20 protein-coding genes are annotated in these 23,636 nt (G+C 36.1%); 6 read left to right on the plus strand and 14 right to left on the minus strand.

From position 1 onward, the window contains the following. The first annotated feature begins 34 nt into the window (after positions 1–34). The 6 genes from ABGT15_RS12425 to ABGT15_RS12450 all read left to right on the plus strand — a co-directional run bounded on the left by ABGT15_RS12425 (position 35) and on the right by ABGT15_RS12450 (position 5,429). A complete protein-coding gene (locus ABGT15_RS12425) occupies positions 35–2,344 on the plus strand; it encodes a T9SS type A sorting domain-containing protein (RefSeq protein ID WP_367231762.1) in 2,310 nt (769 codons plus the stop codon). A 286-nt stretch (positions 2,345–2,630) separates the two neighbouring features. Further along, a complete protein-coding gene (locus ABGT15_RS12430; protein ID WP_367231763.1) occupies positions 2,631–2,978 on the plus strand; it encodes a heavy-metal-associated domain-containing protein in 348 nt (115 codons plus the stop codon). Between the two features lie 60 nt (positions 2,979–3,038). Continuing rightward, complete coding sequence (locus tag ABGT15_RS12435; RefSeq protein ID WP_367231764.1) at positions 3,039–3,533, plus strand: heavy-metal-associated domain-containing protein; 495 nt, start codon at positions 3,039–3,041, stop codon at positions 3,531–3,533. A 5-nt stretch (positions 3,534–3,538) separates the two neighbouring features. After that, positions 3,539–4,354: a hypothetical protein gene (locus ABGT15_RS12440; protein WP_367231765.1), complete on the plus strand. Its 816-nt coding sequence runs from the start codon at positions 3,539–3,541 to the stop codon at positions 4,352–4,354. A 20-nt stretch (positions 4,355–4,374) separates the two neighbouring features. After that, positions 4,375–4,869, plus strand: coding sequence for a peroxiredoxin family protein (locus tag ABGT15_RS12445; protein WP_367231766.1), 495 nt, complete (start codon positions 4,375–4,377; stop codon positions 4,867–4,869). An 86-nt stretch (positions 4,870–4,955) separates the two neighbouring features. Then, entirely contained in the window at positions 4,956–5,429 is a 474-nt protein-coding gene (locus ABGT15_RS12450; protein WP_367231767.1) for a DUF1203 domain-containing protein, read from the plus strand. A 321-nt stretch (positions 5,430–5,750) separates the two neighbouring features. Here ABGT15_RS12450 and ABGT15_RS12455 read toward each other — a convergent pair whose 3' ends face one another. The 14 genes from ABGT15_RS12455 to ABGT15_RS12520 form a co-directional block, all read right to left on the minus strand. Next, complete coding sequence (locus ABGT15_RS12455) at positions 5,751–7,118, minus strand: T9SS type A sorting domain-containing protein (protein WP_367231768.1); 1,368 nt, start codon at positions 7,116–7,118, stop codon at positions 5,751–5,753. Between the two features lie 126 nt (positions 7,119–7,244). After that, positions 7,245–7,886, minus strand: a complete 642-nt coding sequence (locus tag ABGT15_RS12460) for a sensor histidine kinase (protein WP_367231769.1) — start codon at positions 7,884–7,886, stop codon at positions 7,245–7,247. A 143-nt stretch (positions 7,887–8,029) separates the two neighbouring features. Then, complete coding sequence (locus ABGT15_RS12465; protein WP_367231770.1) at positions 8,030–8,728, minus strand: LytR/AlgR family response regulator transcription factor; 699 nt, start codon at positions 8,726–8,728, stop codon at positions 8,030–8,032. Between the two features lie 110 nt (positions 8,729–8,838). After that, the gene (locus ABGT15_RS12470; RefSeq protein ID WP_367231771.1) at positions 8,839–10,245 is read right to left on the minus strand and encodes an MFS transporter; all 1,407 of its coding nucleotides are present in this window, start codon (positions 10,243–10,245) and stop codon (positions 8,839–8,841) included. Between the two features lie 25 nt (positions 10,246–10,270). After that, positions 10,271–11,689, minus strand: coding sequence for a TolC family protein (locus ABGT15_RS12475; RefSeq protein ID WP_367231772.1), 1,419 nt, complete (start codon positions 11,687–11,689; stop codon positions 10,271–10,273). A gap of 16 nt (positions 11,690–11,705) precedes the next feature. Beyond that, complete coding sequence (locus tag ABGT15_RS12480; RefSeq protein ID WP_367231773.1) at positions 11,706–14,801, minus strand: efflux RND transporter permease subunit; 3,096 nt, start codon at positions 14,799–14,801, stop codon at positions 11,706–11,708. Between the two features lie 10 nt (positions 14,802–14,811). Then, the gene (locus ABGT15_RS12485) at positions 14,812–15,879 is read right to left on the minus strand and encodes an efflux RND transporter periplasmic adaptor subunit (protein WP_367231774.1); all 1,068 of its coding nucleotides are present in this window, start codon (positions 15,877–15,879) and stop codon (positions 14,812–14,814) included. A 454-nt stretch (positions 15,880–16,333) separates the two neighbouring features. Next, complete coding sequence (locus tag ABGT15_RS12490) at positions 16,334–16,705, minus strand: DUF3703 domain-containing protein (protein WP_367231775.1); 372 nt, start codon at positions 16,703–16,705, stop codon at positions 16,334–16,336. 267 nt (positions 16,706–16,972) lie between these two features. Beyond that, positions 16,973–17,536, minus strand: a complete 564-nt coding sequence (locus ABGT15_RS12495) for a helix-turn-helix domain-containing protein (protein WP_367231776.1) — start codon at positions 17,534–17,536, stop codon at positions 16,973–16,975. A gap of 47 nt (positions 17,537–17,583) precedes the next feature. Next, positions 17,584–18,165 carry a cysteine hydrolase family protein gene (locus tag ABGT15_RS12500; RefSeq protein ID WP_367231777.1) on the minus strand — a complete coding sequence of 194 codons (582 nt, stop codon included), beginning with the start codon at positions 18,163–18,165 and terminating at the stop codon, positions 17,584–17,586. Positions 18,166–18,180: 15 nt separating this feature from the next. Next, entirely contained in the window at positions 18,181–20,367 is a 2,187-nt protein-coding gene (locus ABGT15_RS12505; protein WP_367231779.1) for a multicopper oxidase domain-containing protein, read from the minus strand. 12 nt (positions 20,368–20,379) lie between these two features. Further along, on the minus strand, positions 20,380–20,850 hold the full coding sequence (locus tag ABGT15_RS12510) for a DUF3347 domain-containing protein (protein ID WP_367231780.1): 471 nt from the start codon (positions 20,848–20,850) through the stop codon (positions 20,380–20,382). Between the two features lie 10 nt (positions 20,851–20,860). Then, complete coding sequence (locus ABGT15_RS12515) at positions 20,861–21,073, minus strand: heavy-metal-associated domain-containing protein (protein WP_367231781.1); 213 nt, start codon at positions 21,071–21,073, stop codon at positions 20,861–20,863. A 96-nt stretch (positions 21,074–21,169) separates the two neighbouring features. After that, positions 21,170–23,584: a heavy metal translocating P-type ATPase gene (locus ABGT15_RS12520; protein WP_367231782.1), complete on the minus strand. Its 2,415-nt coding sequence runs from the start codon at positions 23,582–23,584 to the stop codon at positions 21,170–21,172. Between the last annotated feature and the right edge of the window lie 52 nt (positions 23,585–23,636).

Raw genomic sequence — 23,636 nt, forward strand, 5'->3', positions numbered from 1 at the left:
GCTTTTAAATACTTTCGAAAAAAAATTAATAACTATGAAAAAAATTATTTTTACTTTTTTAATGCTGGGAACAGCTTTTTTTAGTGAAGCACAGGTAAGTTTCGAAGCTTCTAAGGATTATGCAAAATTGCAAAACATAACGTATGATCCTGTTACCCAAAACAAACTTTACGCATCAACATTAGGTAATCATATTGTGGTATCCCATGATAATGGTTTAAGTTGGAATTTGCTTTATACTTATCCAGGCAACACTTTCATTACCGGGTTAAAGCTATTGCCGGGAAATAATGCATTGTCTTTTGGGACTCAAGAGGCCATTTACATATTTAACTTAACCACCAATACCTTATCCCAATCGGTTCTTATTCCTCAAAGTGGTGTTGATGGTGCGGGGCTGAGTGATTTAAAAACATACAGTATTCATGATGCAGCAGCTAATATTATGATTGTTGATACCGGTTTTTTTGTGGGATTATCTTATCAGGGGAAAACGTTTTACACTGTAAATGGTGGAAACACTTGGAGTGAAGTATATTATACGGTTTCAAATGACAACGTTTTTATTAACAATGTTGCCATAAGCCCTAATAATCCTAACAAATTATTTTTAGCAAGAGGACATGGGGATACGGCTGTAGATGGAGGACTATTAATTTCAAATGATGCAGGTCAAACATGGGGTCAAACATTAGAAGGTGTAACACTTGATCCAATAGCATTTAACCCCTCTAATCCCAACGATGTATTAATTGGATCCAGCATGGGGTATGGAATGCATCCCGAAAACCTTTACAGATCTTCAGATAACGGTGTGACATGGAATCCGCAGCCTATCGCATGGTCTGATGGCGGAATGAATAATATAACTAAGATTGCTTTTAATCCTTTAGACAGCCAACAGATTATTGTCCTAGAAGAAAATGACATTGTAACTTCTGCAAATGGAGGAGCTACATGGAATGCTACAGCTTATCCAATTGAAGATTTAACGTATTATTATGGTTTAAATGCATCTTTTAATCCGTATAATTATAATCAAATTGCTATTTCAACAGATTATTATCCGAAATTTTATGATATGGCAACTGCAACCCTGGAACAAATTTCTGCCCCGTTTTGTTTTGTTATGAGGAGTTCACATGCTAAATATGCTGGTAATGGACATTTATATTATGATATTCAGGGCGGAATCTTTCACAAAAATATAAACAGCTCATTAACATCGTCTTATAATGTTCAGCAGCCGAATGCGTATAATGTCAGACGTAATAGTATCATACCGGATCCAACAATTGCAGGCAGGCTTTTTGTATATTCGACTATGGGTTTTTTCGGAGGAGTTCTGAAAATGAGTACAGACTATGGTGAAAACACTGTCGATCTTTTCCAGACTTTTGCAGAAGAAGTAACTGCACTTAAGGTACATCCGACCAATCCGAACATTATTTTTGTTGCTTTTAGATCAGGCGGAGCAGGGAGTTTAACTAAAATCGATTTTACAAATATTTGGGATATTCAAATTACAGATATTCAAACCCCTGATTTAGCTTCTGGTGAAGAACTGATTACTGGTCTTGCAATTCACCCAACAGATCCGAACACGATGTTTATTACTAAAAGGACTCGTTTTTATAAATCGAGTGATGGGGGCTCCCGATGGGCCGATTTTTCTATAGGATTAGAAGCGCTAGATCCAACTATGGGAGGTTATATTTGGGGGCTTGATGCTAATCCGTTGAATTCAAATCAGTTTACTATATGTACTACAAATGGAATATTTACGACGTATAATTCCGGTGAAGCATGGAGTTTGTTGAGTTCCAGATCAAATGTTAAAAAAATCAAACATTCACCATTATCTAACGGAGTTATAATTGGTTCCGTATATTCAACAGAAACGGATAATGCTTCTATACTTTACAGTCAAGATACAGGCATAAGCTGGACGGAAATACCGCCATCAGCTATTGCATACGTACAATCTTATGAGATGGATTACGATTTTGCCGGAAGTACAATTAATGTTTATATAGCAACCAGCGATTTGGGAATAGTTAAACACCAAATCAATAATATTACATTAGGAGTGAATAATCCTGATCAGAATATAATGGGAATTAAGGTTTATCCAAACCCGACAAAGGATGTATTGAACATATCAGCAAACTATGAAATTTCATCCCTTAAAATTTATGATATGCTAGGTAAATGCGCTTTAGATAAGGAATTGAATTTTACAAATGGTCAATTGGATATTTCAAAGCTAAATGAGGGCTGTTATACTGCTAAAATTACCTTTAATAATAATACTGTTCAAAACGTGAAAATTATAAAACAATAATGTTTGTAAAGTTAACTCAGAGGTAGGTGTTTCTGATAGTTTGGTTATTTTTAATTGTTGAAATCCGTGGTGCAAATCACGGATTTTTTTATTTCCATCAGTAACGGTTTGTAACTTTTTATTTCATATTAACAAGCTATGAAAGAATTATAAAGATGAACGTTAGCTGTAAATTTTACAAGATTGACAAAAAAAAGCGTAACCCTTATACGCTCTATACTTCTGAAATTTGCATAAGTAATGATAAAAAAATCATTTAATTAAAAAATCAAATAAAATGAAATTTATGAAAAAAATGTTATTAGGAATTATGCTGCTGTTATCATTCTTAAGTGCACAGGCACAAATTAAAAATGCTAAAACAGAAAAAGTGAAAGTTTACGGTAATTGTGGAATGTGCAAAAATGTAATTGAAAAAGCTGCGGAAAAGAAAGCTGTTTCAAAAGCACATTGGGATGTGGAAACAAAAGTTTTGACTATAACGTTTGACTCCAAAAAGACAAATGCATCATCAATTTTGAAAAAAATAGCCAATGCGGGTTATGACAGTGAAATTTTTACAGCTCCAGACAATGTTTACAACAATCTTCATGAATGCTGTCAATACGATCGTCCAAGAAAATCAAAAAAATAATTACAAACCGATTAACGCTGAGAAAAGTGTTGTATCAATAAATAAATAAAAATTAAAGCAATGAAAAAAACAATCTTTATAGCATTAATAATGCTAACCGGTTTTATCTCTAATGCACAAATTAAGAGTGCCAGTATTCAGGCAAGTGGTTTAACCTGTAGTATGTGTAGTAATTCAATTTATAAATCACTTAAAAAAGTATCATTTATTGAGAATGTTGAAAGTGATGTTGAAAAATCAATCTTCACAATAAAGTTTAAAGAAAATGAAACTGTAGATTTAGATGCGGTACATAAAGCTGTTGAAAAAACCGGTTTTTCAATATCGGGATTTCAGTTTGTTATGAACGTAGCAAATCTTGAGGCTAAGGATGGTGTCAATTTTGAACTTGAAGGGAAAAAATTCCATTTTGTTGATGTTAAGGAAAACAAGTTAAACGGCGACGTAATGTTTAGGTTGATCAACAAAAATTTTGTTGCTCCTAAAGAATACAAAAGACTGAAAACCAAATTAGTGGAAAGTAATTCTGAGAGAATTTTTAACATCACGATCTAAAAAAAATGAAAAAAATAGTATTGTTTTTTGCCATCCTTGTAATAGGTTTACAGGGAAAGGCGCAGGAACTTTTTGTCTATACCGAACCGGCGAGTAACCTGCCTTCAAATGTTTTAAGCGCTCGTTTAATGGCTTCATTTTATGATGAAAAATATGAATCCGGAACAAGCATTCACTACATGCCTGAAATAAAGTATGGGATTACAAACAAGTTGATGGTTATGGGGCAGGCATATATCAATAATTCCAAAGGAGTTATGGTATATGAAGGAGAAGGAATTTATGCTCAATATAAATTTCTGAATAACGATGATGTGAAAAAGCATTACAGAATGGCAGCCTATGCAAGATTGAGCCGCAATAATTCTGAGGTGCATCAGGAAGAATTAGAAATTGTGGGACATAATACCGGATATGAATTAGGAGTAATCGGAACACAATTACTTCATAAAGTAGCTATAAGCGGTTCATTGAGTTTTGAAAAAGCATTAGATAACGGATCGAATTCTTTTCCGGACCATTATTCAAACAGTGCAGTTAATTACACGTTTTCAGTAGGTAAATTGATGTTACCAAAAAAATATACAGGATATGACCAGACGAATTTCAATTTAATGTTAGAGTTTTTAGGTCAGCGTTTAAACGATAACGGAAAATCATATCTGGACATTGCGCCGTCAGTTCAATTTATCATCAAAAGCCGCGCAAGGTTAGATTTGGGATATCGTCATCAGTTGTATAGTGATATGTACCGATCATCACCAAACGGTTTTCAGGTTCGTTTGGAGTATAATTTTTATAATGCATTCAAATCAAAATAAGTTTAAATTAAAGAGTATTAATGATGGAATTAAAAATTAATGTAGTGGTAAAAATTGTTTTGCTTGCGGCAATCATCATGTTTCCATTTAAAAGTTTTTCACAATTAAAAGAAGGAGACAAGGCACCGGAAATAGTATTGAACACTATGGAAGGCAAAGAAGTGAAACTGTCTGATTTTAGAGGAAAAACGGTTTTGATTGACTTTTGGGCTTCCTGGTGCGCTCCTTGTCGAAAATCTAATCCAAAATTGGAGAAAATGTATCAGGAGTTTAAATTGAAAGGTTTTGAAATTATAGGCGTTTCACTTGATTCCAAGAAGACGTCATGGGAAAATGCGGTTAAGAAAGATAAAGTAACTTTTACGCAAGTTAATGATACAAATTTCTGGAACGCAAAATCGGCTCAGGATTATAATGTTGAGGCACTGCCTGCATCTTTTTTAGTTGATAAAAACGGAATTATTATCAAGATTAATCCGTTGGAAGAGGATGTTGTTAAAGTTTTGGAAGATTAAAAATATGTTCCTGATGATATTGTGATTCTCTTAAAGTGTAATTTTATACACTAATTCAATTCTGATTAAAAAAAGCGAAAGTAACCATGACAATAAATTTTAAATTAAAATCATTAGAAGATACCGAGTTCTCCAATCTGTTTCAATTGGAAGACAGTGTGTTAGAAGAGCTTGGAGCAAAGAGAATGATCGTAGATGAATATCCAGGTTTTCCTTGCAGAGTTAGTTTAGAAGATGCCCAAATAGGAGAGGAAGTCATTCTTTTGTCCTACGAGCATCACAAAACAAATTCGCCTTACCGGGCAAGCGGGCCAATATTTGTAAGAAAGAATGCTAAAACAGCAGTTCTGGGTGTTAACGAAGTTCCAAAGATGTTTCATCACAGGCTGCTTTCTTTAAGAGGGTATGACAAAAATGGAATAATGCTTAGTGCTAGTGTTGTTGAGGGACAAAATTTAAAAGAGAATCTAATCCAGATTTTCGAGAATGATAAAGTAAGCTATATACACATTCATAATGCCAAGCCGGGTTGCTATAATTGCATGGTTGAAAGGGTTTGACAAGATTTAATACTAATAAAAGCTATAACGTAAAAAGAGTATCACACCAGAAGAATTAAAATTCATCGGAATCTGAGGGAGTAAAGATGGGAATGAAAGTTCATGCATTAAACTATTTCCAAGTAAAAAGCTGCAAAAACATCATGTTTTTGCAGCTTTTTTTATTTGTGAAGTAAAATTTTTATCAAACAATATTCATAATAATCAGCAGGTTATCGGTTAACCGTGATAGAAAAACAGACTTAAAAAATCATTTACAGCTGTAATGATGTATTACCAAATATGGCAATGATAAATATAGTATGAGAACATTAGCAAAACTTATTCTTTAATTAGTTTGGTAATAAACACGTTCTCATCTGTAAATATTTTCAGTAAATAGATTCCTTTATTTATAAAACTTAAGTCAATTGTATCGTTTTGTGTTCCGATTGTTTTTATTAATCTTCCGTTGAGGTCAAATACTTCTACCTTTGCTATAAGATCTAAAGATTTGAAATACACAATGCCCTTTGTAGGATTGGGGTAAATACTTACAGTAGCTTCTTCTGGCTGTGAAACGCTTAGGTTGTTACAACTGATAACTGTTGGCGTGGTTGTATTAGTCATTGTTCCGTTTCCTAATTCATAATTTTCATTAAATCCCCATGCCCATAGTGTTCCATCTTGTTTAATTGAATAACTCTGTTGATTATTCCCGGCACTAACACTTAACCAGTTATTGTTTGTACCTATTTGAGTAGGAATATAGACATTGTCAGCCCCGGTTTGTCCTATTTGTCCCATAGTGTTATAGCCCCATGCCCATAGTGTCCCATCTTGTTTAATTGCTAAGTTATGGATACCTCCAGCATTAATGCTTAACCAGTTATTGTTGGTGCCTACTTGAGTAGGAATGTATAGCATTGTTGTTATCCCTCCGTCTCCCGTTCCTAAAATGCCTCCTCCGTTATAACCCCATGCCCAAAGTGTACCGTCAGATTTGATAGCATAGGAAAAATTATTGCCGGCATTTATACTAGTCCAGATATTACTTGTGTTTATTTGCGTAGGAGCCAATTTGTTCGAATTTGTACCGTCTCCCAACTGTCCATACCAATTATATCCCCATGTCCATATCGTTCCGTCTTGTTTTAATGCAAGACTGTGATTTCCGCCTGCACTTATACTTTTCCAGGTGGTGTCAGTACCTATTTGAGTTGGAATCCGTCTGTTAGTTGTTGAGTTGTCTCCCAACTGTCCATGCCAATTATAACCCCATGCCCAAAGCGTTCCGTCTTTTTTTAGGGCCAGGACATGATTATTACTGGCACTAACACTTAACCAGTTACTGTCGGTGCCTATTCGGGTTGGGACTATTCTATTAATGGTTGTTCCATCTCCCAACTGACCATAGGAATTGTTGCCCCATGCCCAAAGTGTTCCATCTGTTTTAATGGCCAAAGTACAAATGCCATAGGTACTTAGGCTTTTCCAGTTAGTATCAATACCTATTTGAGTAGGTGATGATCTGTTTGTGAATGTTCCGTCACCCAGTCTTCCGTCAGTGTTAAGCCCCCATGCCCAAAGAGTCCCATCTTGTTTTATGCCAGCATTGCCAAAACCTCCTTTGCCGATATCTTTCCAACATTGTGCATTTATGCTAAAAATAGACAAAGAAAGAGCGGTTAGTGTGAAAATTACTTTCATGTTTTTAAATGAAGTTTAATTATAAAAACAAAATTAGATACTACTAGAAAAATGAACAGTAAGCCCCAAAGGGTTTATGTCTATTAATATGATAGTTTATCTATTTTAAGTATCTATAAACCGTGGTTAATTAAGTTGTTGTTTTTCAAATGTGAGTTTAATTGTAGTTCCTTCCTCGGTAAAATTTGTGGATAATTTACAATCAATTATTTGGGCTAAATCCCGTATAAGATGAAGCCCTAACCCGGATCTCGAATTAACGTAGTCGTTTTCGTGATACAGAGTATTAAAACGATTGAAATTTTTAGCTTCTCCATTATTAAACACTGATATGTAAACTGAATATTCATCAGACCAGGCTTTAAATGTAATTAAGGGATTGGGCAGATTTTTAGTAAATGCCAAGGCGTTAGCTGTTAAATTCCTCAGGATGGTTTTTACAAAATCATGATCCGTAAATAACATAAGTTTTTCAGGATTATGAAATGAAAAGGTAATTTCTTCATCATCAGAAAAGTGTTTTTCAGCGTATTTAAACAACGAATCTATGCAGATTGTTTCAGATTGTGTCGTGAAATTTACCATTTGACCCTTTCCCCATAAAAGTAAATCTTCCATAAAATATAATAATTTTTCGGTTTTATGTATTGCTTTCTTTTTAAGTTTATCGTTTGTTTTTTTATCAACCAATCCGGCTACCTGTTGCAGCTGAATTAAGCTGGAGACAGGTCCTCTTAAATCATGGCACAGAATTTTGAATAACTGCATTTTTGCTTTATTTTCTTTATATAGTTCGTCATTTAAGAGTAGAAGTATTTTGTTTTTCTTTTTCAGGATGATGATTTGACGAATAATACAACTAAAGGCTATTATTGCGATTAATAAAATCGTTAAACAGATTGGCTCATACATCATAACATGGATTCAATATTTTCTCTGTAGAATTTGCCTATGGGAATGGAAACATTATTTTTCAAAACGATTTCTCTAGAATTAATATGTTTGATATAATGTTTCTGAACTGCAAAGCCTCTATGAACCCTTACAAATGATTTGTAAGTATCTTCCTCAAGCAGTTTACCAAGCCCTTTTAATACAAAATGCTTTTTTTGTACAGATGTTAATATTGTATAATCTTTGAGAGCTTCAAGGTAAATTATATCATGTAGTTTTATTTTGGTATGATTCCTCCCTTCTTTAATGAACACAATATCACTCCCGATTGCAGATTCAAAAGAAGAGGCTTTTGCTTTAACTTCAAAAAAGCTTTTGATTTTGTCGACAGTATCAGTAAGTCTGAGTAAGCTGACCGGCTTTGTTAAATAATCAAAAGTATTCGTTTCATAACTTTCAAGAGCGAACTCAGGGTACGAAGTTATAAACACGCAAACCGGAATGTTTAAATTTTGTTTTCTGAAATCAAGACCGGAAATTTCAGGCATGTTTATGTCAGTGAAAATTACATCAATAGTACCGTTTTCTATAAAATATTTTGCAGATGCTATACTGGAACAGCAATGCACAATATTAAAATCCGGAAACTTTTTAAGCAATAATGAAATTGTAAGTCTGTCAAGTTCATCATCATCTATTATAAGGCAATTGTACATAGTTTAAGTTTTGGAATGAAAGCTTTATTATTTTGATATTACTCTGAACAATAGAAAACAGCAAGCCCGAAATAAGTTTTTAGGCTTGCTGTTTAGAAAAACAGTGTTTTTTAATTGATTATCTGTTCAGGTTTTTTTATGTAAACAGCGGCAATTAGTAAAGCACTGAATGATAAAATTGCTGCGGAATTGAACGCAAACCGGAACCCTTCATTAAGAGCGGTTAGTTTTGTTGTTGTTGCGTCGATTGAACTTGTATAAAACGCTGCAATCGCAACAATTACGGCAAGCCCAATTGCAGAACCAATCTGATAACTTGAGCTAACCAATCCTGATGCTAAACCGGTTTCTTCAGGCTTAGCTCCTGAAGTGGCGGCAATAGTTCCTGGAATATAAGCCAAAGACATTCCCAATGCTCCCAACAACGATGCAGGTAAAACATTACTTAAAAACGATCCTTCTACCGGAGCGGTGCCAAATAACAATAATGATAATGTTAACAATAATAGTCCAACTATTAAGTTTGATTTGAAACCAAATTTACCAACCAATTTACCGGTAAACCCAACCATAACCAACATGATACAAATTGTCATTGGTAAAAGAGCCAGTCCACTTTCAAAAGCAGAATAATTAAGGATTTGTTGTAAATAAAGATTTAAGTAAAACCATAGCGGAATCCATGAACCGGCCAATAAAGCCATAACAATATTTCCGGAACTAAGATTCGGTGCTTTAAAAATTGATAAGGAAATAAGCGGTTCTTGCTTCTTCTTTTGCGATAAAAGAAAAATCAGAAAAAGTGCTAATGAAAGTGATAAAAGACCTATGGTTTGTACAGAAGTCCAGCCAACATTTTCGGCCGAAACGATTGAATATACCGTAAGAACCAAAGCAGATGTAATTAACACGGCACCCAAAATATCTACATTTCCTTTTTTGCTAACGCCTTTTTTAAGGTATTTTTTGCTGTAAAATAAGACTGCAATTCCAATGGGAATATTGATTAAGAATATCCAATTCCAGGAAAGCCACTCTGTAATTGCTCCTCCAAAAAACACACCGGCAGAACCTCCGGCAGCCGCAGAGGCTCCCCAAAAACCAAAGGCTTTATTAAGTTCTTTAGGATCAGTAAAAGTTGACAGTAAAAGTGTTAAGGCTGATGGCGCAATTAAGGCGGAACCAACACCTTGAAGTGCCCTTGCAGTATTAAGAGCCATGTCCGACCAAGCTAAACCTGCAAAAAGCGAAGATAAGGTAAGGATCAGGAATCCCCAGTTAAACACTTTTCGGGAACCAAATAAGTCGGATAATTTTCCGCCTAACAAAAGTAAACCGCCAAAGAATATTACATAGGCATTAAATATCCATTGTAATCCGGATTGTGTATATCCCAGATCTGCTTTTATAGCCGGTAAAGCGACACCTATTATGGAAGTGTCCATGATAACTAAAAATTGCGCAGTACATAGTAAAAGTAAAGCTGTCCAGCGCTTTGAATGTGCATTAGATTTCATTGTATTAATTGTTTTAGTTTGAATTTCAGATGTTGTTTAATGCTAATTGTCCTAAAGATTTTTGCAATTCGATTTTTAAAACCCGAAGATTGTAAATGGCTTGTAAATGGTTCATTTCTGCAGTGATCAAGGAAGCTTCAGCATCTTTAGTTTCTAATTTAGATCCTAAGCCATTGGCGTATCTTTCCTGATTCATTTTGTAATTTAAATTGGCAGCCTCAAGGATTTTCTTCTGAATATCAAGTTGTACTTTGGCATCTTCCCAATTTCTGATGATGGAAACCAATTCGATTTTTACATTGTCTTTTAAGCTTTCAAGTTTTATTTTTTCCTGTTCTATCCTTATGTTGGATTGTTTTACCTGAGAAGCAATTTTATTTCCGTTGTATATAGGAAGCGTGAGTTGCAGCCCTACGAAAGAGGTGGTTGGCCATACCGCTTTATTGATTTTTAAATCATCCATTTGCGATTGAACCTGATATTGTCCCACCAAATTGATCTGAGGAATACTCTGTCCTTTAATCTGCGATTTTTTTCGTTCCTCCAGCTTAACGCTTAGTTCCTGAATAGCAATGTCGGGTCTGTCAATCTCGATTGTTTTGAATTTACTTTGCAGTAAATTCAATGCGTTTGTTGTGATTTCAGGTCTGTTATTATCCACAACCATATATTCATTCAGCAACTGATTGAACTCATAATCGTCCTGAAGTACAAGTTTATCAGTTAGTTCAATGGTTTCATTGGCATCTAAACCGATTTCTTTTTTGAATTGGCTTGTTTGGATTTCGATGCTGTTTTTTAAATATGAAATCGAAGACTTAATATTTTTAACCGAAATAAAACTTCTTAAGGTGTCAATTTTCAGATTGCGGCCAACAGCATATAAAGACTTTGCATCTTCCAGTTCTTTAAGGTTTCGCTCTAAACTTTTATGTTGCAATTCAAGTTGCCCTTTCATAAGTAAAATACTCAGGTAGCTTTTACTCACATCAAAAACCAATTTACTTTCAGCATCTTTAGTAATTTCAGATTGGATTTTTTCGTTGATAACCGCCGATTTTTTCTGTCTTGAAATACTTTTAGACAGCAAAGGCTGAGAAAATAAAATGCTTGTATTGAAGCTGTTTAGGCCTCCTACTGCAACATTTTCTACAGGGTTTGTTGTTCCAGTAAATGAACCGGGCAAGAATATCACCTGTCTGTCAAAATAATGCGAGAATTCACTTTTGGCGTTTATGGAAGGCAGCATTTGCCCTTTGATTTCTTTGGTAACTTCTTTCAGTCTGTTTTCTTCCAGACGTTGGATTTTTACTTCTTTATTGCCGTTTGAAGCGATGGAAATCGCATCTTTAAGGCTAATTGCTTTTGTTTGTCCGACAGCAATTACAACTGAAAATAAAGAAGTCAGAACAAAAAGAATTTTAAGCACATTTGTTTTCATCATTTTCATTTTTAAAATTTTAAAATTGTTCTTCATTTGTGTCTGCCTGTACTTCCTCAATAACTACTTTTTTATTAGGGCTGGCTAAATAGGAATACACCGCAGGAATTATAAAAAGGGTCAGGATTCCGGCAAATAAGAGTCCGCCAACAATAACAATCCCTAAAGATTGTCGGCTGTTAACCGTCATTGCGATAGGCACGGCTCCTAAAATCATGGTAAGGGATGTCATCAGGATTGGTCGGAATCGCTGTACGGCTGCCTGTTTTCCGGCTTCAAATTTTGAAAGGCCTTTATCTTTAAGGTCATTCGCGAATTCAACAATCAGGATTCCGTTTTTAGTAATCAGACCGATTAAAGTGATAATTCCAATCTGACTGAATACATTCAAACTCTGATCGAAGAAATACAAACTCAGCAAAGCACCGGTTATGGCCATTGGCACCGTTAACATGATGATAAACGGATCACGCAAACTTTCAAATTGAGCGGCTAAAATCATGTAAATCAATAACAATGAAAGGATTAGTGTAAACAAGATATTGCCCTGACTTTCCTGATAATCCCTCGATTGCCCGGCTACTGTTGTTTTAAAGTTTTCACCTAATATTTCTTGTTTGATTCTTTCCATTTCTTCAATACCTTCGGCTAAACTTACACCGGGAGCCAATCCTGCAGAAACAGTGGCTGAGGTATATTGATCGTATCGGTAAATGGCAGCAGGGCTGATACCTTCTTCAAGAGTTACCAGATTGTCTAATGAAATCATCTCACCTTTATTCGATTTTACATTGATGGTACGGATGTCACTAAAATCATTTCTGTGTTGTCTTTCTACCTGGCCAATAACTTCATATTGTCTGTCGTTTCTAAGGAAATACCCGTAACGTTGTCCGGACAATGCCAATTGTAGCGCTCTTGATACTTCCTGAATGGACACTCCCATTAAAGCAGCTTTCTGACGGTCAATGTTGATTTTAAGCTCCGGCTTGTTCATTTTCAAATCGGCATCAACAAACATTAACTTTTTACTCTGTCTGGCAGCATTTAAAAATTTAGGTAATGCTAAATTCAGACTGTCTAAATTTGAGGCTTGCAAAACATATTGTACCGGCATTCCGCCTCCGTAGCGCGTTCCGATTGTTGGCGGCATATAAGGAAACAGAAGAAAATTTCTGAATTGCCCGGATTCCATACCGTATTTATTATACAAATCCTGAATGGTAACATCACGTTCTTTAGGATCCTTTAAGTAGATACTTTGCACCGCAATATTGGTTGGAGCAGGAGCGGGGATGAATGAAATGGCCACCATAGAATAAGTTTGGTATAAGCCTTCCGTATTATCGTTTACATATTTCCCAACCTCAGTCATGTTTTTCTTCATATAGTCGAAAGAAACACCTTCAGGGGCAATGGCAATCAAACTTATGTTGGAACGGTCTTCAACAGGTGCTAATTCCGATGGAAGCGAAGTGCCAACAAAGTAAATCAGACCTCCGGTTAGTAGTAAGAATAGCCAAGCCATCCATCTTCTTTTCATAAAAGCCGAAAGAAGGTTTTCATAACCTTTATTCATGCTTACGAAGAATGGTTCTGTTTTACGGTATAACCAGTTGTGGCTATTTTGTTTTTTCAGCAAATAAGCACTTAACATCGGTGATAAGGTCAAAGCCACAAATGCGGAAACCATTACTGATCCGGAAACTACAATGGCAAACTCTTTAAATAACTGACCGCTAATACCGCCCATAAAAATAATCGGCATAAAAACGGCTGCTAATGTTATCGTAGTAGAGATTACTGCGAAGTAAATTTCCTTAGACCCTTTAAAGGCAGCCTGAATCGGCGACATTCCTTCTTCAACCTTTTTATAGATGTTTTCCAGTACAACAATTGCGTCGTCTACCACCAGACCAATGGCCAGTACCAAACCTAACAAAGTCAGAACATTAATAGAGAACCCTGCGATGTACATGATAAAGAACGCAGACAGGATAGATACCGGAATAGCCAGCACCGGAATAATTGTTGATCTCCAATCTCTCAGGAAAAGGAAGATTACCAAAACAACCAAACCAAAAGCAATAAAGAGTGTTTCTTCTACTTCTTTGATGGAATCCCTAACCGGTTTAGTGAAATCAAAACCAACAATTAAGCGATAATCTTTTGGAACATCTTTTTGTAATTGTTCCAATCTTTTGTAGAATTCATCCACTACTTCAATAGCGTTTGCATCTCGCTGAATCTGGATAGCAATACCTACACCAACTCGGTTGGCATTATTTGTTCCGTTAATGATGGCGTTTCTCTCGTTTACTTCGCCTAATTCTGCAGAACCAATATCTTTTAAATGGATTACAGCATTTCCGGATTCTTTGATGATCATGTTCTCAAAGTCTTCCGTAGTGGTCAAACGTCCGATGGATCGCACGCTTACTTCACTGGTATTTCCTTCAATTCTTCCGGACGGTAAATCGATATTTTCTCTTTGTAATGCAACCCTGATGTCTTCCGGAGTCAATTTATAAGCAGCTAGTTTGATTGGATCGAATCGAAGGCGCATCGCATATTTATGCTCTCCTACAACTGCTACTTTGTTTACTCCGGGAATGGATTGAATTCGGTCTTTAATGACGGTCGAGGCCAGATGACTGACTTCTTTTATATCCTTTGTATCACTTTCAACTTCAAGGAAAGCCACTAAATTGTCCGGTGAAGATGCTTTTTCAACGATAGGAGGATCCACATCGGAAGGGATTTGGTTTTTAGATTTGGAAACTTTATCCCTAACATCGTTTAAGGCATCTTCCAAATCTACATCCCGGTTAAATTCTACAGATATAATACTTACTTGCTCTCTGGATTCGGAAGAAATGGTTCTTAATCCGTTTGCCTCCGAGATTGTTTCTTCCATTGGTTTTGTGATTTTGGAAGCAATCACATCCGGGCTGGCTCCGGGATAAAACGTCACTACCGAAATTACCGGCGGTTCGGTTAAGGGAAATTCACGTACCCCAAGGTATTTCCAGCCAACAAGCCCCACCACTACAAGAATAGCGGAGAATACACCTGCAAGGACAGGCTTTTTTATACTTAATGATGGTAAATTCATAATCGTGTTATTAGATATTATTTTTGAAAATCGCTTTTACAGGCGTTCCGTCTGATAGTCTCAGGATGTTTGAAATAATTACCTGATCTCCGGCTTCTAAACCTGATGTTATGGCAGCTTCATTTTCGGTTCGGTTGTTAATGGTAACTGGGGTAACTTTTGCGATACCGTTTTTAATGACGTAAACACTGAATCCTTTTTCGCTTGGGATTAAAGCCTCTGTCGGCACTAATACTCCTTTAGTGTTTTCGTTTGTAGTAGGAAAATAAATTTTAGCGGATTGCCCTCCTTTAAATATTCCTTTGGAATTGCTCGCAGTAGCTCTTAGATTCAGGTTTCTGCTTTCCGAATCCACACCCGATTCACTTGCACTGATTACCGCCGTATGTTTTTCATCGGATAATCCGGTTGTAAACTGAATGGTTTTCCCGATGGCAACGCTTTGGATGTACTTCTCCGGAATGGAAAAATCAATTTTAACCGTGCTTTGATTCTGGATATTTGCCAAGGGAAGCCCTGGAGTTACATAAGAACCTAAATCGACTTTTGAAATCCCTATTTTTCCGGAAAAAGGCGCTTTAATTTCGGTTTTGCTTAACTGCACTCTTACCATTTCTTCCTGAGCCTGCAATACGTGAAGTTTTGTAAGGGCTTCATCGTAATCCTGCTGTCTTACGGTTTCGGATTGAAGGAGTTTCCCTAAACGCTGTTCGTTTAATCGGGCCAATTTCAATTCGGCATTTAGCTCTCTTAATCGTGCTCGGAATTCAGAGTCATTTAGTTTGTATAACAATTGACCTTTTCCAACATAATCCCCTTCTTTAAAGGATATTCTGGTGATTTTCTGAGACAATTCACTGGTAATGATTACATCCTGAAAAGGAAGTACTGAACCGGCAACAGCTTCTTCATGGTTTAACTCTTTCGGTTCTACATGAATAGCATCAACAACTAGTTTATTGGCTTCCGGTGAAGCGGTTGAATTCTCGGCTACAGTTTTTTCATTTTTATCATTACATGAGATCATAACTGCACCTAAAGAATAAACTAGAAATAATTTTTTTAATACATTTTGCATAATAAAATAATTAGTTAATCGTATAATTTTGAATTACTTAGGCAAAGTTATGTTGGTTTGAAAGCCTAGTTCTCATATAATTATATGTAAGATTTATATAATTTTCTAAGCTGTATTTCTAGGAAAAAATGGGCATTAATTATTCACTGCAAAACATGTTTTTGCAAAAAAACGAGGATCTTATGTAATTGAATTTCAAGACGTCTGGAGAGAGTCGAAAACTTGTAAATTCTCAATTTAGTTTAAGAATGATTCAGAATTACAGTTCTTAATTTTTCTGAATTGAGCTTAAATGAAAGTAAGAGTGATTTGAAAGGAAAGCTGCCGTAGTGGATTATAATTCTTTATCCAGATATTATAAATCAGGCAAATAGGAAGTAAGATGAAGCTTATAAAGCATTCATGAATATAAGTAATAAATATCGCCAACAAACGTAACGCGGAGTATACCTTTTTAATTAACTCCGGCTTTATTAAAAATATCTTGCAATTCTTTTTCTATTGGAAATGGTTTCAAGGGAGGAACATTTGCCCCTCCGGGATTTCCCACTGGAATTTTTCCGACAAATGACATTATTCCTCCAAAGAGTAACCTCGGAATTTGACCCAGGATTTCTTTTTTGCTTTTAATTTTAAAGCCAAATTGTAGCATTTTCAAATGAACAAAAGTGTGATTGTAAGGATAGCTTTGACCAATTATATGTGCACGTTCTAAATGGTTCCATGCATTTAGTAGATTCCCATTTGAATATTCAATTCGGTAGTTGTTCAATTCGGTATTGAAATAAATTTTAAGTTCCTTTGGAATGGATGTGTAAAATTTCATAACGTTTTTGTTTAAATGGATGTAGGATTTAAGCGAAAGTCAAAAAGAAAAGGATTTTAAGATAAAGTCTTTAACACCCGAATGTTGTTTGCTATAATGAAATGTCTGTTTTTCCAGAATGTTTAACTTTCGGAATTCTACTCCAATCGATTGTTTGAAAAAGGATCCGATTCATAATTTTTCAAGTGTTTTGAAACCTATAAATTTTTGTTGCTTAATAAATCTATGGTTTTAACAATAAAGCATGCAGGTTTTAGAAAATTTCAACTACAGATAATCAATTGGTTTTCTGTTTTTCTCAGTAATGTTTTTAAATTGCGATGGAGTAGTGCCGGTGATTTTTTTAAACTGTGTAGATAAATGTTGGATGCTGGCGTAACCTAACTTAAAGGAAATCTCGCTTAAACTCAATTCGTTGTAAACTAAAAGTTCTTTTGCTCTTTCAATCCTTTGCTGAATGATGTACTGTTCAATGGTTATACCTTCTGTTGACGAAAAGAGCGAACTGATGGAATTATAACTCATAGCCATATTATCCTGGATAAGTTCGGAAAAATTGGTTTTCAGATTAATCATATCAGTACCATGAATTATGCCTACAACTATGTTTTTTACTTTTTCAATGATGATGGTTTTTTTGTCATCTAAAATTTCAAAACCTTGAAGCTCAAGTTTTTCATTTAAAATTTTAAGCTCTGTATCTGAAATGACGCTGTCTGTAATCACTTCACCCAGTTTGATATGAACGATGCTGAAATTCATTTTTTCGAATTCCTGTTGCACAACAGTTATACACCTGTTACATACCATATTTTTAATTACCAGTTTCATGATTATTTGGTTTAATTCTATGTGCATTTTAAGCTAAAGTTCAAATTTTATGAAGTTCCCAACATAAATTTTTTAATCATTTCGTTTGTGGTAAGGACATTTGCAAATTCGTTATGTAAACTTGCTAATGCAGTTTCGTGTATAAGTTCGGCCGGGTATTTCTTTCCGTCGTAACCGATTTTATCGAAAGTAGCCGTGGCATCAGAAAGTAAATAAGTCTCATAACCATAGTTTCCGGCCATTCTTGTTGTTGTCGACACACAATGATCTGTTGTTAATCCAACGATCACAAGTTTAGTAATATTATCGGCATCCAATCGGTCTTTTAAATCGGTACCGATGAAAGCACTGTTTACATTTTTTTTAATAAGAACCTCATCATGAACAGGTTTGAGGAGGTCTTTAATTTCATGACCTTCATTTCCTTCTGCCAGCCTTGATTTTGGATTATCAGAATAATGCTGAACATGAAAGACAGGCAGTGCATGTTCTCTGAAAAAATCCAATATTTTTTTTGCATTTATTTCCGCATCGGGATTATTTCGGTTGCCTCCCCAATAGGTGATATCATCGAATCCTTTTTGAAAATCAATTAGTATTAAAGCTGTTTTGTCTTTCTGTTGTGACATGGTATTCGAATTATGTTAGTAAGTAAATGTTAATCCTGCACCCCAATCCATATCGCTGTCGTAATGCGAGGAAAGCGACCAGTATTTTGTTAGCATGTATTTCGCGCCAACGGTCCATTCTCTATCAGTATTCCATTTGGCTCTTAAGCGCATACGTTCTGTTAGTGGAATGTCTTCCCGCGCTACTTCAAAACGAACTTTTCCTTCATGATCGACACGCGCATCGGCTACGATAAACCAAGGCAAAGTATATTGTATACCGGCAATGGCGGCTGCACGTTTGTTTTTGGTACTGCTTTGATCGAACAAATTGGTTTCTGTTTCATCACTGGAACGGTATCGGAAATCAGCACCCACATAAGGATACCAAAACTGATTGGCTCCCAAAAATCTACCAAATTGAATTGCACTTTCATAACCGTATTCTTTCTTAAAGCCTGCATGCCACTCGCCCTGAAACATCCATCGGGTATTGCCGTATCGGATTTCACCGTCGCTGCTGTTGCTTTCTATCCCGATTTCGGCTCCTAAATAAAAGCGTCTGTCATCGGCATATACTTTTCGTAAAGCCTTTTTGGGATCGCCCAATTCCGGATTTGGCGGCGAATTTTCATAACTGAAGATTTTCCCCATGCCCGACATCATATGGTACAGAATATGACAGTGGAAATACCAATCGCCATAATTTTCTGAAGCATTGAACTCGATAATATTGATTTCCATCGGCATGATATCCATCACGTTTTTCAATGGGGAATAATCGCCGTATTGGTTTACGATTCGGAAAAAATGTCCGTGTAAATGCATCGGATGGCGCATCATGGAATTGTTTTTCAGGATAATACGGATATTTTCGCCTTTCTTGATCAGGATTTTATCGGTTTCGGAAATCGTTTTGTTGTCCATCGTCCAAACGTAACGGTTCATGTTTCCTGTTAACTCGAATGTAAGCTCCCGGAAAGGTTTGTCAGGTAATGTCGTTTTTGTTACGGCTTCAAGCATGTTGTAGTTGAGTGTCACTTTTTCACTATCAGATTCATGGCTCATGTCATGGTGCTGATGTTCGTTTTCAGAAGTTTTATCCGATTTTCTTCCGGTTATTTCAGGATACATTACGGCATTCATGTCCATCTGTTGCAGGCTCATGTTCATGCCCATGTCGTTCATTTTTCCGCCAACGGTCATCATGTCGTTCATCATTTTCATGCCTTCAAAATAATTGAGGCGTTCCATGGGTTGTAAAGCTTTTTTGTCGCCATTACCAAGCCAAAGCGAAACATGTCCGGTTCGGTCTTCGGAAGTGGCTGAAAATTCATAACTGCCATGATGAGGTGCCGTCACAACAATATCATACGATTCTGAAACACCAACAATTAACCGATCTACTTCAACAGGTTTTACATTGATGCCGTCGCTGGCAACTACACTCATTTTTCCTCCTGCAAAATGAAGCCAGAAATACGTGGAGGCGCTGCCGTTGATAACGCGTAACCGAATTTGTTCACCAGGTTGTAAATCGGAAACGGCTTCGGAAAGTTTTCCGTTCATTAGGAATTTCTCATAATAAACATCGCTTACATCCATGGCCATCATGCGCTTCCATTCGTTTTCCAGTTTGGTTCCGAATTGCTTTTCTTTAATCGCTTGATAATAGTTTTGAGTTGCCCCTTTTTTAATTGCGTACCAATCTGTAGCCTGATGTAAAGAACGCTCAATCTGATCTGGGTTTTCGTCACTCCAATCGCTTAGTAAGACTACTTTTTCTTTTATTTTGGAAGGTTCTTTTTTGTGGATGATGAAGGCTCCGTACATCCCAATCTGCTCCTGAAGCATGGTGTGGGAATGATACCAGTAGGTTCCGTTTTGTACAATCGGAAAACGATAAACGGCTGTAGTATGCGATTTGACCGGAGCTGTTGTTAAATAAGGGACACCGTCCATTTCATTGGGTAAAATTAAGCCGTGCCAATGTAATGATGTTTCATGATGCATATGATTATGAACGTGAATTTCCGCAATGTCACCTTCCGTAAATTCCAGAGTAGGAGCCGGAATCTGACCATTGATAGCTATCCCCGGTTTTGTTTTTCCCGTAAAGTTGACAAGAGTATCTTTGATATGTAAATCGTAACGTTTTATTTGCTGTGCATCAGCAGCAAATACTAAGTTTAGAAATAACAGTGTCAGGAATAGCTTTTTCATGGTCTGTAAATTTTAATTAATGGTTTTTTTCACACTGCCACAGGTTAGCATGGCTTTTCCGAAGAACGGATTTTTAACTGTATTGGCATCATCCAGCCAACTGGCTTTTTTCATGGGACAATACACGACATACAATGCATCTTTACCAAAGACCTTTAGCTCTGCCAAAGCAATCATCGATTTTGATATTTTTTCGAATCCGGATCTTAAATCATCTAAAGACGTTGCTTTACTGTGTGCTTCAAGATAAGCTGCTAAAAATTTGACTTCTTTTTCATAGTTTTTGCCTTTGGCCTCCGCTTGAAGTTGCAGTACGTTTTTATGCATTTTTTCCATTGCGGTTTTTGCGTCCTCCGGATTTGAAGCCACTAAAGCATTTTCCATAACTAAATAATGATCCAGAACAGTCGCCCATTCATTTTGTTGTGCTTGGGCTGTCATGATAGCACCCAAACTGATAATTTCAAAAAATAGTGTTTTCATGATGGTTTTTTTATGATATGATTTCTATTTTAAAACCGGCATTTTTTACTTGTTCCAACAACGATTTTTCATCTAAATTTTCAGTTGGTACAGTTAAGATTTTGTCTTTGTCACGAACGTTCACTTCCCAGTTGTTTTCTCCTAAAAGAGGATTTAAAATAGGTGTAACTTTAGCAACACATCCTAAGCAATTGATATTAGTTTTAAATTGTTTCGTTTTCATAATTACTTAATTTATTGATTATTATTAGTACAAAGTTCGGTAGTATAATTGGGGTTTCTGTTATGCTTTTTTTATGCTGTTTTGTAAAATTTACAGTTATCCACGGTACTTTAACCACAAACTATTGCTCACCACGCTTACTGAGCTCAACGCCATGGCGGCACCTGCAATCATAGGGTTTAACAAGAAACCGTTAATAGGGTAGAGTAGACCAGCAGCAATTGGAATTCCAATCAAATTGTAGATGAATGCCCAGAATAGGTTTTGTTTTATCGTTTTTACGGTTTGTTTCGATAATGAAATGGCTTGCGGTACTTTCAATAAATCGGATGAAATAATAGTCATGTGCGCCACATCCATCGCGATATCAGAACCTTTTCCCATGGCGATACTTACATTGGCTTGAGCCAAAGCGGCGCTGTCGTTAATACCATCACCAACCATGGCAACTGTTTTTCCTTCAGATTGTAACGCTTTTACGTAGGTTAGTTTATCTTCTGGAAGAACACCGGCTTTGTATTCTGTCAGTCCTACAATTTTGGCTACTGATGCAGCAGTCGATTCATTATCACCGGTTAACATGACCACTTCAATATCTAATTCTTTCAGTTGTCTTATGGCTTCGATGGAAGTTTCTTTAATTTTATCGGCAATGGCGAAAACAGCAAGTGTTTTTTCAGCATCTGAAAAGTAAATTAAAGTATGTCCTAATGATGCCTGATTGGAAGCAAATTCTGAAAAAATGGTAGCTGTAACGATGTTATTGTCTTCCAAAAGACGTTTGTTTCCAATAAAATAAGTTTTGTCTTCTACTTTGGCTTTTACACCAAATCCTGTTATACTCTCAAATTCAGTAACGTTCATGATTGGCATACCCGAATAATGCTTTACAACAGCTTCTGCCAATGGATGTTCCGATTTTGATTCGATTGAAAGTAAAATACCGTGCAAATGATGATTTTCTTCTTTCCACAAAGCGGCTACTACTGATGGTTTTCCTTCGGTTAATGTTCCGGTTTTATCGAAAATGACAGTGTCAATTTTTTTAGCTAATTCTAAGCTTTCAGCGTCTTTAATCAGGATTCCTTTTTCGGCTCCTTTCCCCACACCAACCATAATGGCAGTTGGAGTTGCTAAACCTAAAGCACACGGACAGGCAATCACTAAAACGGTTACCATTGCTAAAAGACCTTGGGTAAAGCCGTTTTCACCACCTAAAATGATCCATGAAATTAAAGTCAATATTGAAATTCCAATAACGATGGGTACAAAGATTCCGGCAATTTTATCAACCAATTTCTGAACCGGTGCTTTACTCCCTTGCGCGTTTTGTACCATGGTAATGATTTGCGACAATAAAGTATCACTACCGATTTTTTCCGCAACATATTGAAAACTACCTTTTTGGTTGATGGTTCCGGCGAATACTTTGTCGTTTGCATTTTTGGCAACGGGAATGGGCTCTCCGGAAATCATACTTTCATCAACAAAGGAAGTTCCGTTTTTTACACTTCCGTCTACCGCGATTTTTTCTCCCGGTTTTGCTAAAAGAAGGTCTCCCAGATTTACATCGCTGATTTTGATTTCTTCCTGGTCTCCGTTGTTATTCAATCGAATAACTGTTTTTGGCTGTAGTCCGATTAATTTTTTAATGGCCGATGCTGTATTACCTTTAGCACGTTCTTCCAGTAATTTCCCAAGTAAAATGAATGTAATGACTACAGTGGCAGCTTCGAAGTAAACATGGGCATGAAGTCCTCTATCGTGCCAAAAATGTGGAAATAAAGTATTGAAAGCACTAAAAATATAAGCAATACCGGTACTTAAAGCGACCAAAGTATCCATATTGGCTTTACGATGCTTCGTTTGTTTCCATGCATTGATGAAAAAGTTTCTTCCAAACCAAAACAAAACGGGAGTAGAGAAGGCCCACATGATCCAATTGGCATAAGGCATATTCATGAAGAACATTCCGATGATAAAAACCGGCAGGGTAAATAAGGCTGAAGCAATGGTTTTTTTCTTTAACGCAGTGAATTGTTGCTCTTTACGTTCTTCCAATTCATTTTCCTGATTTTCAGATTCTTCGATAATGAGATCGTATCCAATACTTTGAATGGCTTTTTTGAAATTTTCAAGTTTGGCAATTCCCGGAATATATTCTACTGTTGCTGTGGAGTTTGCATAATTTACAGCTGAGGAAATTACACCTTCTTCGAACGATAAAATACTTTCCACGCTTATAGCACAGGAAGCACAGGTCATTCCGGTTACAGGAAATGATTTTTTTACAGTGGTAATATCATATCCTAAATCACGTATGTTTTGGGTAAGTTCGGTCAGTTTGAATTGTTTCGCATCGACTTCAATTTTTGCCTGATTGTTATTTAACTCCACTTTGTGGGTTAGAATGCCTTTGGTTTTGTCCAATGCATCATCAACAATAAGAGCACAATGTTCACTATGAACACCTTCAAGAGGAATGGCTATTGTTTTATTGGTTGTTTCCATGACTATTGTTATTTGATGATACAAAGTTCCGTCAGATAACAACAGTAAGTAT

Source organism: Flavobacterium enshiense, from assembly GCF_040750275.1.
Taxonomy (GTDB): domain Bacteria; phylum Bacteroidota; class Bacteroidia; order Flavobacteriales; family Flavobacteriaceae; genus Flavobacterium; species Flavobacterium enshiense_B.

What these genes read in the sequence shown, in the direction of transcription:
- ABGT15_RS12475 (WP_367231772.1), bottom strand. Translation starts at nt 11,689, where the DNA reads ATGATGAAAACAAATGTGCTTAAAATTCTTTTTGTTCTGACTTCTTTA.
- ABGT15_RS12500 (WP_367231777.1), bottom strand. Translation starts at nt 18,165, where the DNA reads ATGTCACAACAGAAAGACAAAACAGCTTTAATACTAATTGATTTTCAA.
- ABGT15_RS12440 (WP_367231765.1), top strand. Translation starts at nt 3,539, where the DNA reads ATGAAAAAAATAGTATTGTTTTTTGCCATCCTTGTAATAGGTTTACAG.
- ABGT15_RS12425 (WP_367231762.1), top strand. Translation starts at nt 35, where the DNA reads ATGAAAAAAATTATTTTTACTTTTTTAATGCTGGGAACAGCTTTTTTT.
- ABGT15_RS12515 (WP_367231781.1), bottom strand. Translation starts at nt 21,073, where the DNA reads ATGAAAACGAAACAATTTAAAACTAATATCAATTGCTTAGGATGTGTT.
- ABGT15_RS12485 (WP_367231774.1), bottom strand. Translation starts at nt 15,879, where the DNA reads ATGCAAAATGTATTAAAAAAATTATTTCTAGTTTATTCTTTAGGTGCA.
- ABGT15_RS12505 (WP_367231779.1), bottom strand. Translation starts at nt 20,367, where the DNA reads ATGAAAAAGCTATTCCTGACACTGTTATTTCTAAACTTAGTATTTGCT.
- ABGT15_RS12490 (WP_367231775.1), bottom strand. Translation starts at nt 16,705, where the DNA reads ATGAAATTTTACACATCCATTCCAAAGGAACTTAAAATTTATTTCAAT.
- ABGT15_RS12480 (WP_367231773.1), bottom strand. Translation starts at nt 14,801, where the DNA reads ATGAATTTACCATCATTAAGTATAAAAAAGCCTGTCCTTGCAGGTGTA.
- ABGT15_RS12465 (WP_367231770.1), bottom strand. Translation starts at nt 8,728, where the DNA reads ATGTACAATTGCCTTATAATAGATGATGATGAACTTGACAGACTTACA.
- ABGT15_RS12430 (WP_367231763.1), top strand. Translation starts at nt 2,631, where the DNA reads ATGAAAAAAATGTTATTAGGAATTATGCTGCTGTTATCATTCTTAAGT.
- ABGT15_RS12450 (WP_367231767.1), top strand. Translation starts at nt 4,956, where the DNA reads ATGACAATAAATTTTAAATTAAAATCATTAGAAGATACCGAGTTCTCC.
- ABGT15_RS12445 (WP_367231766.1), top strand. Translation starts at nt 4,375, where the DNA reads ATGATGGAATTAAAAATTAATGTAGTGGTAAAAATTGTTTTGCTTGCG.
- ABGT15_RS12470 (WP_367231771.1), bottom strand. Translation starts at nt 10,245, where the DNA reads ATGAAATCTAATGCACATTCAAAGCGCTGGACAGCTTTACTTTTACTA.
- ABGT15_RS12455 (WP_367231768.1), bottom strand. Translation starts at nt 7,118, where the DNA reads ATGAAAGTAATTTTCACACTAACCGCTCTTTCTTTGTCTATTTTTAGC.
- ABGT15_RS12520 (WP_367231782.1), bottom strand. Translation starts at nt 23,584, where the DNA reads ATGGAAACAACCAATAAAACAATAGCCATTCCTCTTGAAGGTGTTCAT.
- ABGT15_RS12435 (WP_367231764.1), top strand. Translation starts at nt 3,039, where the DNA reads ATGAAAAAAACAATCTTTATAGCATTAATAATGCTAACCGGTTTTATC.
- ABGT15_RS12495 (WP_367231776.1), bottom strand. Translation starts at nt 17,536, where the DNA reads ATGAAACTGGTAATTAAAAATATGGTATGTAACAGGTGTATAACTGTT.
- ABGT15_RS12510 (WP_367231780.1), bottom strand. Translation starts at nt 20,850, where the DNA reads ATGAAAACACTATTTTTTGAAATTATCAGTTTGGGTGCTATCATGACA.
- ABGT15_RS12460 (WP_367231769.1), bottom strand. Translation starts at nt 7,886, where the DNA reads ATGCAGTTATTCAAAATTCTGTGCCATGATTTAAGAGGACCTGTCTCC.